The organism is Sulfurimonas sp. HSL3-2 (assembly GCF_039645965.1).
GTDB classification, from domain to species: Bacteria; Campylobacterota; Campylobacteria; order Campylobacterales; family Sulfurimonadaceae; genus Hydrocurvibacter; species Hydrocurvibacter mobilis.
In genome coordinates, this window is sequence record NZ_CP147917.1 from 1,064,374 (window position 1) to 1,076,591 (window position 12,218).

The following is a 12,218-nucleotide window of genomic DNA, read 5'->3' on the forward strand; positions in this document are numbered from 1 at the left end:
GACTTTAAGGATGCATATACATAAACTGGTATCTGAGGAAGATCTCAAAGGTACTGTCTGTCGAACTGTATGTCGTGTTGGAGTAGCTTGCTCCGATGACCATATGGTCTTGATGCCAGACCTTTCCTCCATACCCGACATTAACAGCGACATTACCGCTTGTATTTAAACTGCTGTAATATCCAGAGACCGAGAAGTAAGGTCTCCATACTCTTGTATATATCTCACTGTTTTGCATGCCGTATCTCAGTTCCGTACCGATATTGTAAAAATCACTAGGTAAGACCGGATATACTCCGTTTTGCACCTCATCTATTACGCCGTGAGTTGTCGAAGTCTCATGGTATATACCGTTATCGACATAAAGGCTGACACCGATGTCGGGATAGCCGTTTCTATACTGTTTGCTTAGTGATAATCTTGCATAGTCTCCATACCCTATATCGACATTGTCTTGTGAAGAGAAATAGTTTCTTTCATACTCAAATTCAAAGGATGTAGAATCTAAAATACTCCATATTATATTGGCACCAAGCATATCTTTTTTACCTGCGGCTGAGAGCTGCGCCGTATCATCTGCATTCATATTTTTTTCCAGTATGATATCTGCTTCAAGGTCGGTACTGATCTGTGAGTGCAGTGTTAGTCCGTATACAGGATAGCTTTTAAGAAAAGCCTTATATCCTCCATGAGCCTGAATATATGACCTGTCAAATCTTTTTCTCAGAGCTACATCTCCCTCTACCGTATCGGCTTTTAGATGGTCCAGTGTATCTGTATCTAAAGAGCTGTTGTTGAAATATCCTGCTGAAGTAAATAGATCCCAGCCACCCGGTATATAGGTTCTGTTTCCTACTTTTGCATATTTTTGCAGCAACGGTTTTCTGCTGTAGTATGAGAATTGCGAGTCAAACTGATCTCCTCTTTGTTTTGAGAGGTCGATCTGCTGCATATAAGCATCTTGGTCGTAACTATTCTTGTCAAGCATATTATAGTTCAAGGTTTGAGCAAGGGCTAGTTGTCCGTCATCTCTAGCTGCAGCAGATGTATCGGCCTGAGTATATTTATTCAGATTCTCATCAATTGCGTTTTCTATGTTTGTATGATGTTGAAAGAGCAGGGCGTCATTAAACCTCATCCATAACTGTTTATTTCTTATCTTATTATAGATACCATGACTTTTCTCATCAGCATTATTGGTAGTAGCCCAAGTGTATGATATATCGTCATAGTCGCCTGATGTCATATGCTTTTTAGCAAACTGAAGATCATTGTTAAACTTATCTGCATCGACTACAGGCATTGCTGCGTTTAGGTATGATACCCAGTATTCATTCGTCAACATCACCTCTTTATGCATAGACACCTGCATCTGCAGGTCTTTAAGGATCTCTTTTAGCTTTTTAATATATCCGCCTTCATTGTTTTGGCTCTGATATATATATGCTTGCAAGAATTTAAAGTCAGTAGAACCCGTAAGACTTTTATGGTTGTCTATGACTTTTTTCATGTAGTAATCGGCACTGTCGACTTCATTTAACTGATAGTATGCTGTTGCAAAAGGGATATAAAAGACAGATTCGACATTGCCCTTATCCTCAATATTATGCATCAGCTCTTTTATCTCTTTATTCATATCATGGTCAAGGTAAAAGTAAAATACATTCAGTTGTATATCTAAGTTGCCCTTGCCTAGAAACAGCGCTTTATTTAAAGCTTCCACTGCTAAATAGCGGTTATTATAATGCAGATAGACATCAGCTTTGATTATCCAGTAGTTGGCTTCATTTTTTATCGTGTCATTAGAGTCGTCTATCCGTGTTATCGCATCTTGAAGTTTTTTATACTCGTTTAACTTTATCGCACTGTTTGCAAAATCATAAAAAAGATATGAGAGTTTATATTTTGAATATGCTTCATCAGCTGTTTTTGAACCTAAAGCAGGATTGAGAGTCTCATATACGCGCATCACTCTTTCATAGTCTGCCAATCTTGCCTGATCGTTTTGTATTAAAAATGCCGAAGCTTCCATTGAGGTCTTATAGTCTTGCATATACCAGCTCAGGTCGCTTAGTAACTGGTAATATCTTACATTATCTTTGCCCGGAGGTGTTTTGACAAATAAAAGAGCATTATATGATGACTTCAGATCCTTTTTCATGTAGTAGTAATATGACACTAAAGTGGCGTTTTGTGTACTGTACAGCTTCTGGTTTTCAATTATATTGACTACTCTTTTAGCAGAATTCAGGTCACCGGTATCCAGGTACAACTGCAACTCTTGTGTAAGCAGAGCTGTTTTTCGCTTATCTTTTTCATACTCGATATTTAATATCTTCGCTGCTTTTTCAGGTGTTCCCAGCTGGTTCTCTATAAAGATCATCATCTTGATGTTTTCTTCATTAGGATTTACTCTGGCTTTTTGTATGACAAGGTCTTCTATCTTCTGATATTGATACATACTTAGACCGTAAGTAATGATCTCATCCCTTAACTTCAAGTCATGATTTTTTTGATACAGTTCTATCTCAAACTGTACTGCTTCTTGAGGATGATTGGTCCATTTCGCAGTCTCTACCGCCTGCTTATTCCAATAAATAGATTTAGGATACTTCTTATAGCCTATAAGAGCGACCTTGTAAGCATTATCCGTGTCACCTTTGTATAAAAAAGATTGGATCATCAACTTCAACTCTTCGTTATTGTAGGCGTTAAAGTTTGCTTGAGATATATCTTTAGCGACGATAGTTGAGAAAAATATGATTATTAAAAGTAAAGTACGCATTATTTTATCTTTTGTGTTAATATTTTTTTAGATAGATCATTGGCTTTTTTCAGATCATTGGCCGCAAGATAGAGTTTGAGTAAAAAGACTCTTACCTGAGTGTCCTTTAGATATCGATTTTCATATCTATAGCCCAAAGCAACAGCTTCTTTCATCAAACTACCTGCCTGTAAGGATTTTAAAGCTTCTATGAAGTATCTTTTTTTATCGTTACTTGCATTTGATCTGTTATAAAGCTGCATATATGTCTGTGACGCTGCTTGATAACTTTCCGTTGCAAGATAAAACTCAGCCAGTTTTTCTCCCCATTTAAATGAAGTTTGGGCATGTGCTTTTAGCAGTTCCTCTGCATCTTTTAGATTGTCTTTTTTCATATAATAGTTGTACTCTGCTAAGATCCAATTATCTCTATTGTCAATATCTTTTGTTTGTAAGGTATCCAGATAGTTGATGACCTCCGGTCCATAATCTAACTTATCTGCCAGATAATAAGCATCCGTGAGCAGTTTGATATCATTTGGAGCGTACGAGATCTTCTCTTTTAAGAGTCTAAAGGTATAGCCAGTCATCCCTAAGAAAAAAGATTCGTTATAAAACTCATTTAGGTTCTCTTTCGAGTAGTAAACGTTATCGACAATATTTTTAAAGATGTCACGTAGATCGTCCTTGATCTGAGCTTTTTGTTTCTCATCTTTTACGACGTAATATCTCTCTTTTGCAAGTTTATAGCTTAAAAGGCTGGCATTTTTTCTTATTTCAGGGTTTTCGCTGCTCATAAGAGGTTTTAACAGACCGTATGAAGCTATCAGCTTTCCGGCTTTATAGTTGTTGTTAGCAATAAGCAGTATTAACGACTCATTTGACGGATCCTGTTTTAACATGTTTTGTAGATACACCATATTCAGATCATTGTTTGAAGTGTCTTGTAATATCTGCTCTTTTAAGAGATTTTTAGGATATAAGACAAACAATACAACGCTAAAAGCTATAAAAATAAGTACGATCTCTTTATATGTTGCTACATATACTTTTTTATCATCTGCAAGAAACATTTACTGTTGCCTCCTTTATATTTTTATAGTTTAGATAGACCTCATTGCCTTCTGTCCTTCTACTTGTCTCAACAGGTTTTGAACTCATTGTGCACTCCTTTGGCAGGTTGAAATGCAATCTCAGGTCGACGTATCCTTTAAAAGAAAGCTGACCGTTTTTACTTTGGATCACTTCGGCATTTGCATCTATCAGATATGCGGCATCTTGTCTTTTTGTCGATACACGCAACATTTGAGCCTCTGAGTCGTCAAGATGATAGTATGTATGATCCTCAAAATGTTTAAACCCTAAGACTCCTTTTGAATTTTTAAAGTCAGCAGTATAACCGCGTTTTTCCAGTCTTACCGTATGAAGATCCTTCATTCCGCTAAATAACCATTCATCACTATCATTTGCTATGGATGCAGTGTAGTAATCCATCGCTTTTAAGATGTATTCTGAGGTAAATATCGGAAACGTGTTTTGTTTCAGCGCCCAGTCAAAGACATCTTTTAGAGCATTTAACGAAGCTCTTTTAGAGCCTGAATATTGATGAAAATAGATGTCTATAGGCTTAAAGCGGCGAGGGGAGTCCGTAAGCTCAAATGTCTGTATCACTTTTTTATATCCCCAAAACGGTCCATCCCAATCATTTGTATAGACATTCTCATTTTGAGCACCTGTATATATTTGATAGTAGTCACCGCGTTCAAGACCTATCGGTGATATAAGCGACTGCCATGGCGATGAGTTTGATATCGTAGTATCGCCGCCGTTGATATTTAAAAGATTGTGCTTATATACATATTCCAATACATCTTCGGGAGGTCTACACTCTCCGGTCCAGAAAATAGTTTTAGCCATAAGCTCAGCAGGTTTGTTCTTTGGCATTAGATCATTGTTTATATAGTTTAAAGATCCTAGTATCTCTCTGTCAATAGAAAACTCATATCCTTTTACGTCCAGTCTATATTTCGCATCTAAATTGCCGTCTTTTATCTCTCCCCATGAAAATGGATGACTGAACGTATGTGAAGCACCCTCTACATTAGGAAGTGCATATATTTTTTTTGCTATTTTTACCAGTTGCGGCGATATTTTCGGATATAAACCGTCCGGTTCGATCTCTGCACCGATTGTAGAAACCGATATAGGGATCTTATATTTGCTAAAAACACTTTCATACAGCGATTCTCCGGAGAACATAGTCGGATTCCACTCGGTCATGTTCATGATCCCGTCACCGTCTACATGTGAGAAAAGGATCCTGTCTCCATTTTCCGTAGTAGTATCCGGAACGATCAAAGGTTTCAAATCTAACGCCTTTACAAAAAACTTAAACGGATCTATGACCCAGATATTATTATCATCCATCTCTGTCATAAATGCATCACCGACAGCATAGCCGCCCCACGGTGTAATAGCTGCCAGTGTAGAACTGTTGCCGTTTGTATCTTCTATCCTTAGTAACGGTCTTACATTTTTCGCAGTCAAGTAATACCCTATGTTCTTAGGTACTGCCATCTCAAAACCCATCATCTTGTCTTGATATGTGACCTTGTTTTTTTGAAGATTATTGCTTATATTCTCTACGACTTGAATCCCAAGAGGGTTTAAAATATTTGGAGTGATCTCGATACCGAAATTATTTACAAATACGACTTTGATACCGATATTTTTCAGCTCGGCAGCCCATTTTATGAGCTCATCGGGTTTTTTATAGTACTCAGACAGCCATACGACTACACCGGCGTATTGGCTCATATCTTCTAGTTTCGGCAGTCCCTCTTTGTTGATATCATGAAGTTTTTGAATGTATCCCATATATTCAAGAGGCAGAGCGCCGTACTGATGAGCTGATTGAGTGATCCTGTCATGTTCCGTTTCATCGATCAAGGTCAGTATCTCTCTTTTTAAAGCATTTTTGGATGATCTACCATATATGTTTAGATCTCTATCCGAGACATAGGGAATAAAGCCTTGTTTTTTGATCTTTTGAACCAGTTCATCGGCTTTATTCATCTCGTTATACGGGAGATAGTCGACAGCGATGATATCAAGACCGTAGCCTTTTGCTTTTTTTATCTGCTTATCCAGCCAGTTTCTTTCATCAGCCGAGACTGTCTCATATCCAAGTTTTTTGTTTTCTATACCATGGTAATACGATTCAAATAAAACAGCCTGCAGGCTGTTATGGATCTTATCCATGATCTCAAAGCCACGGTTTACGATCAGCTTTGAGTGCGGATATTTTTCATGAAACCTATTTATAAAAGATGCCAAGGCATTTTCATATACAGCACGATCTTCTTTTGTTTTAGCTGCTAACTGGTATGAATCCAATGTATCGAAGAAAAAGTTTTGAAACCCTTTGTCTATCTGCGGTTCTATCATCTTTTTAAATAAAAACTCTTGATAGTGCGGATCTCTTATATCCATGACTTCTGAATTCCATGCTTTATTTTCAGTCAGAATCCAGGCTTTGTCTATCTGCGAATACTCTTTAGTATCTTTATCGATCTCACCGATACTGACATAAGCATACATCTTGTCTTTATAGACGGAAAAACCGTGGCTATGAGTATTGATATTGTCCGGTTGAACGATTATATAGTCATGTATGCCTACCATAGGGTAAGAGATATGCTCACCGTAATATAAAATAGCACTCTTGTCTTGAAGTGATGCATGAGCAAAGTTAAAAAATAATAGTAGAGCTAAAACAACTCTATTGCAACATAAATGTTTCATAATCCAACCCATCCAATTCATTTCTGATAACGATTAAACTCGCTATAAAGACTATAAGCAATGACACCGTATACCCGTATCCAAACATTGTAGGACCCATGTATATGGAAGCCAGAGTCAAAATAGTGTTTAAGACAAAAAAAGCGATACTAAGCCACATTGCGACCTTTCTTCTGTCTAAATAATAAAGTATTGCCAGAATCGACATAAATGCCAGCTGCAGCATAGCACCTATCGTTAAAATATAGAGCAGTCCAAGATACAGATGAGGAATGTTCAGCATGTCAAAAACGGTGTCTACCGTTAAGAACAGAAATATATCCAGTATCCCCTGTATCATAATGATCTCGTGTATAGCGTGGCGTACCACTCTTATCATATCGTTTTTATATCTTTGTATAAGTCCCAGTGTACCGCCGTTTCTAACTGCATCATAGTAAAGATTGTACTTTTCTGAAAAGTTGACCTCAAGACGGTAGAAAAAGACTGCCATCCCCGGTAAAATGGAGAGATATGCCAAGAAGATAGGTATATCGTAAACTATGGATGCATGCAGCTTTCCTATGACTTCCGTCCCTGTTAGCGGGTGATACCAGAAGATAAATTTGTCTACCCATGAACCAAGATTATAAGCCAGCCCCGCAATACCGAGAGACCAGTAAAAATTCGGTTTTAGAAAGAAATTCAGTTTCATAAACACAGACGAGTTGTACGATTTGATGATAAGGGACATCAAGATCGTAAACAAAGTGGCATTACCGGTTAAAAATATAAAGATAAGACTCTCCACATTTTTTCCGTACATATATGAAAATACGACTATTAACAGATAAGAGATGAAGTATGCCGCTACTACACGTTTATACAGTTTCAGACTTGCTGCGAGAATACTTGATATCCACACGCCGCAAAGTATTAAGAATGTAGCGATGACACTAAGAAGAAAGAAGATGCTTTGATCTTTAAACACCCAAAATACAATAGGAGTGATCAAAGGCGCTCCGATCAGCCACGATGTAAATATCGCACCGAAATATGCCGGCAGTATCTCTTCCTCTCTCTTTTCAAATATAAGGTCTGCAATATATCTTGTAAAAGGCAGCTGGAGCATACCTGTTACAATAAGACTCGATGCCAATGCGATGGCATAAGTGATGACGATCTGAAATCTTGCGACTTCACCAAAGCTTTCAAGATTGATGATATTCACAAATCCGACTAAAAAGATGGCGATGATGGATATGACCCAGGGGCCTGAACTGAGTATCGCAGATTCACCATATACTTTTACTAAAGATAAAAGACTGCCTCTTTTTAAGACTTTTTTTAGTTCAAAACCTATACCAGCCATTATAAACTCGCTTTTTTATTGATTAGATTCATGTAGATATCATGATATTCTTTTAAGAATATCTCTTGGCTATAATATTTTTCAACTCTGCTTTGAGCTACAGCACTAGCTTTGTCCCAAGCATCTTCATCCGTTAAAAATCGGATATACTGTTTAGCAATCTCTCCCGGAGTAGCGATCGATGTTATCGCACCTGCTGAACCCAAACTTTTATCTTCATCGTTTAGTCCGCCTTCGATGAGATTTCTACAGCTTCCGACATCTGTCGCAACACACGGGATTCCTGCTGCAAACCCTTCTAAGATGACTAAAGGCATACCTTCACTTATAGAGGTAAGTGTCAAAAGAGAGGTATGCGGCAAGATCTCTTTGATATTTCTAAATCCTAAGAATTTTAGATTATTACCAAGACCCAAAGATTCTATCATCTGTTTACATTCCGTAAAATACTCTTTGTCCTCATCCATCGGGCCTACTACCCAGCCTTCTACGTCCGGAATATGATTTGCGGTGATCCTTATTGCACGTATGAACGTTTTTATATCTTTGATAGAGACGACCCTTCCTATTAAGCTGATGACAGGTTTTTGATTCTCTGTTCTATTTTTCATAGTAGCTTTTAATACATTTACATTTACACCGTTTGGCAGGACTCTTGTCTTTTCTGCATCAGCACCCAGTGCAATTTGTATCTTTTGTGCTTCAGGATATAAGGAAAGAACGAGCTCAGCTCTTTTGTACGCGAATTCACCGATGATTCTAAAGAACTCTATCCACATCTTTTTGATGTAGTTGAACTCCTCAGGCTGTTTTAAAAGTGCAGGTTTCTTAAAGTCGATCCATTCAGCGGAAAGCATATCAATTTTACGCTCTCTGGTGTATATTCCATGTTCTGTCAGAACCAGTCCGATATCTCTGTCAAAAGAGGCGAGGGTACCTAAAAAACCTGCATACCCTGTAGAAGGGGCATGTAAAACCTTCATATGAGGGAAATGTTTTACTATTTTTGCAAGTGTCCATATGGGTTTGTGGATATCTCTTAACGTCCAGAAATAATCAATAAAAGACACATCCGGCGCATTTTTGAAATAGATTTTGTTGATAAACTCCCAAGCTCTTTTTGAATACAAAAAATCTTCAAATGTCATATCATTAAGATAAAAATCAACATTTTTTATCTCTTCCGGAATAGGCACGGATTTATCTTTAAACGATGCATAGAGTTTTTCTATTGTCTCAAATGCCTTTTTATTACCGCTTGTTTTTTTGACATCCGGAGTATTTTCTTCAAATATATAATGGACTTCTAAATGGACAAGATTATCAGGAAGCTCATATTTTAAGTCACCGTAATCACTTTCTAAAGACCCTAGAAAACATACGCCGAACTTGATATCTTTCATCCCGTCTAATATTTGTGCGATCCATGATGAGACACCGCCGCCGATATACGGGTATGTCCCTTCTGCCAAGAGCATGACATCGACATTGTTGCTTTTACGGATGTATTTTGTCATGATGACACTCTCCATTGCTCGACTATCGGATAAAGCTTACTGTTTAAATCTAAGCCTTGAGCTTGTTTTAGGATCGATTTTACTTTATCATAGTCACCGGAGATAAAGTTTATCTCTGCTAAATAAGGCATGACATAGCTAAGTTTATCATCACTGTATCTCTCTGCTAAAGTAAATTGCAGTTCAGCATTCACATAATCTTTGTTAAACATATAGACACGCCCGAGTAGAACGTACAGTTTAGGATCTTCTAAATAGACTTCCATAGCTGTATCTATATAGTGTACGACCTTTTCTAAAAGAAATTGGACTAAAGAGTCGTCTGAAAGTTCATAATATACCATCTCCCAGTACAAAAATGCCAACTCTTTCGCGATTGAAGCTCTTTTTTCAGTACCATCAGATGCTTTAAACGACTCAAGCAGTCTATATATTTTACTGTTGAGCTCTCTTTCTGTCTTATCCATAATGGAAAAACCGTATAGTCTGACTTCATCGTCACTGCTGGAAAGAGAGTCTTTGATTATATGCATATTCCCCTGCGACATGTTGTCTGAAAGAGAGACCAGTGCTTTGATCTTTTTTTCTGTGGGGACATACTTGTTTTTTATCATATCCTGAACAGAACCCTCACCAAATTCTCTATGGATATTTATAAAGTTGTATCCAAACTCTTCAAGGTCCACAAGGCTGGTCTTCTTTATTTTTTCAGTATAGACACCGTTCTTTAAATAGTATGAGATCCATAAAGAGGATATATACCCGATAACCGGCATAGAAAAATTAAATAAGAAGAAAAATAGAAAACCCTGAACTCTTGAATTTGGAAACCTTGACATAAGATATGTCGAGCTTCCTGCTGCGATCAGCAGACTGATACTAAGATGCGCAAGAAAAAGATAGAGTAAAGTATTGGCGTCATTTACTGATACGGTCTGCATGATTTAGCCATTATGAATATATTTGTCATAAAGATCTATCTGTCCATATCCAAAAGTGATATGATCAAATTGATCTTCAGTGATGTCGCTCATATTCGATAACAGACGGTTTAAGAAACCTGTCGTTACAGATATATGTCCTAAAGGGAATAAAATCGATATAAAATAGACACCTTCATGTTGTGTTAATGTAGATATGTCTAAAGAACGTAAGAGTTTTTTTATGGTTTCAAACATTCTTACCGCTAACAATTCGTTATCGATCTTGATAACTAAAGTCGTAGAGTCGATCTGATTGATTTTATAGAGTTCATACAATCGGAAATATTCATATTTGTACTCCTCATCCATAATAACCTGCAGTCTCTTATCTTTAGCCAGCATATCGTCTTTTCTGATCTCATTAAAAAAGTATTCCGTAAGGATGGCTATTGACGTCAGGTTTTCTTTGTTAAAAGACATAAAAGGCATCTTCTCGATTAAAAGCAGCCCAACGATATTTTCTTGTTGTAAAGCAGGTATGATAGCTACATACTTACTTTGTTTAATGTTGTCATCGCTGACAAAAATCGGCTTTTTAAGTTCAAGGGACTTTTGTACCAACTGATCCTGAAAGTCTATATAATCTAAAGCATCGTCTGATCTGGCAACAATAGCAAGCCTGTTATCATCTGCTCTTGGATCATCTTTAGATGCTATAGCACTGCTGTTTATATTAAACGACTTTTCTAAGAATTGTAAAAAATCAGTTATCTTCTGCTTATCATCTCCCTCTATCTCTTTTATATGCAGGATAGAGTTACGAAGGCTCATAGGTTTTGTTACATAGTTTTTTTCAAGCTGATCGTGTGATATTTTCAGGGTGTAAAATGCACGGGAAAGCTCGTTTAATTTTATGTCCCTGTACTCTGAACCAGCTTCAGCTTCACGTATTTTTTTAGTCCAGTAGTAATGAAACTCGCTTAAGATGAGTATCATGATTAACGTTGATAAGAACTGGACATAATTAAATGTAGGATAAAAATACCACATCACAACTGCTATGATACCTATTCCAAGCATACCGCTTTCAAATCCATGAAAAAGCGTAATTATCGACAGCAAGATCAGAATGTAAGAGAACTTGCCGTTTAATATACAGATATCATTCGGATTTAAGAGATACCCGATAATAAGATATACGGATATCAGCAGAACTGTTTCAAGATATGCATAGTAATGCAATTTTTTAACAAATTCGGATAGACTGAAGTCTTTCCCTCTGCGTTTTTGTTCAACTTTCAAAGTTTTCTAGTCCTCTATCATTGACTCAATCAGTTCTTGAGCTGTTGTTCCGACTGAAGCATTTCCCCAATCACTGTCAGAAGATGTTGCACTCCAGATGACTTTAGAAGTTTTTGTTTCATATACGACACATTTAAGGCTGACTGCAGGCTCACCGTCGATACCTGTTTTGTATCTCCACTCGCTTACACCGCCGTATAAGAAGTATTTTGAATTGTCTTTTAATGCAGTCTCACGCATCTCATTAAAACTTTTTTCTCCATCGTGTATATGGTCTACGACTTTATACCCGTTTGCGATCAGTACACCATCGACTATATTTGATGCTCTCATACCCGCTCTTGGAGTATCAGTGTAGTTTTTAAGTGCGAAGACAGATATGGAAATATCACCTCTCGTACTACTGTTTGTATCTGCATATATGCTAGACAGCTTTGCTTTTGTTTGAATACTTGTAGAACATCCCACACTCATTAATAGTATTGATGAATACAACAGACCTTTAAAGATGACTTTCATTTTTTCAACTCCGCAAATTTAGATTTATTGAACCATTA

The 12,218-nt window shown here is 37.2% G+C and carries 8 protein-coding genes; all 8 read right to left on the reverse strand.

Translation table 11 applies throughout. The features are described from left to right. Nucleotides 1-4: 4 nt before the first annotated feature. From WCX87_RS05370 to WCX87_RS05405, 8 genes are read right to left on the reverse strand one after another with little or no spacing between them, the layout of a single operon-like run. Nucleotides 5-2,785: a tetratricopeptide repeat protein gene (locus tag WCX87_RS05370; protein ID WP_345981019.1), complete on the reverse strand. Its 2,781-nt coding sequence runs from the start codon at nt 2,783-2,785 to the stop codon at nt 5-7. Further along, nucleotides 2,785-3,837 carry a hypothetical protein gene (locus WCX87_RS05375; protein WP_345981020.1) on the reverse strand — a complete coding sequence of 351 codons (1,053 nt, stop codon included), beginning with the start codon at nt 3,835-3,837 and terminating at the stop codon, nt 2,785-2,787. The genes WCX87_RS05370 and WCX87_RS05375 overlap by 1 nt, the downstream gene beginning before the upstream one ends. Continuing rightward, nucleotides 3,821-6,568 (reverse strand): endo alpha-1,4 polygalactosaminidase, encoded by a 2,748-nt coding sequence (locus WCX87_RS05380; RefSeq protein WP_345981021.1) that lies wholly within the window; start codon nt 6,566-6,568, stop codon nt 3,821-3,823. The genes WCX87_RS05375 and WCX87_RS05380 overlap by 17 nt, the downstream gene beginning before the upstream one ends. Beyond that, the gene (gene pelG, locus WCX87_RS05385; RefSeq protein ID WP_345981022.1) at nt 6,546-7,919 is read right to left on the reverse strand and encodes an exopolysaccharide Pel transporter PelG; all 1,374 of its coding nucleotides are present in this window, start codon (nt 7,917-7,919) and stop codon (nt 6,546-6,548) included. The genes WCX87_RS05380 and pelG overlap by 23 nt, the downstream gene beginning before the upstream one ends. Continuing rightward, the gene (gene pelF / locus WCX87_RS05390; RefSeq protein ID WP_345981023.1) at nt 7,919-9,436 is read right to left on the reverse strand and encodes a GT4 family glycosyltransferase PelF; all 1,518 of its coding nucleotides are present in this window, start codon (nt 9,434-9,436) and stop codon (nt 7,919-7,921) included. Before pelF ends, pelG begins: the two co-directional genes overlap by 1 nt. Then, a complete protein-coding gene (locus WCX87_RS05395; protein WP_345981024.1) occupies nt 9,433-10,377 on the reverse strand; it encodes a hypothetical protein in 945 nt (314 codons plus the stop codon). Before WCX87_RS05395 ends, pelF begins: the two co-directional genes overlap by 4 nt. A gap of 3 nt (nt 10,378-10,380) precedes the next feature. Then, nucleotides 10,381-11,661, reverse strand: a complete 1,281-nt coding sequence (locus WCX87_RS05400) for a hypothetical protein (RefSeq protein ID WP_345981025.1) — start codon at nt 11,659-11,661, stop codon at nt 10,381-10,383. Between the two features lie 6 nt (nt 11,662-11,667). Then, complete coding sequence (locus tag WCX87_RS05405; RefSeq protein ID WP_345981026.1) at nt 11,668-12,180, reverse strand: hypothetical protein; 513 nt, start codon at nt 12,178-12,180, stop codon at nt 11,668-11,670. Between the last annotated feature and the right edge of the window lie 38 nt (nt 12,181-12,218).

What these genes read in the sequence shown, in the direction of transcription:
- WCX87_RS05370 (WP_345981019.1), bottom strand. Translation starts at nt 2,785, where the DNA reads ATGCGTACTTTACTTTTAATAATCATATTTTTCTCAACTATCGTCGCT.
- WCX87_RS05395 (WP_345981024.1), bottom strand. Translation starts at nt 10,377, where the DNA reads ATGCAGACCGTATCAGTAAATGACGCCAATACTTTACTCTATCTTTTT.
- pelG (WP_345981022.1), bottom strand. Translation starts at nt 7,919, where the DNA reads ATGGCTGGTATAGGTTTTGAACTAAAAAAAGTCTTAAAAAGAGGCAGT.
- WCX87_RS05380 (WP_345981021.1), bottom strand. Translation starts at nt 6,568, where the DNA reads ATGAAACATTTATGTTGCAATAGAGTTGTTTTAGCTCTACTATTATTT.
- WCX87_RS05405 (WP_345981026.1), bottom strand. Translation starts at nt 12,180, where the DNA reads ATGAAAGTCATCTTTAAAGGTCTGTTGTATTCATCAATACTATTAATG.
- WCX87_RS05375 (WP_345981020.1), bottom strand. Translation starts at nt 3,837, where the DNA reads ATGTTTCTTGCAGATGATAAAAAAGTATATGTAGCAACATATAAAGAG.
- pelF (WP_345981023.1), bottom strand. Translation starts at nt 9,436, where the DNA reads ATGACAAAATACATCCGTAAAAGCAACAATGTCGATGTCATGCTCTTG.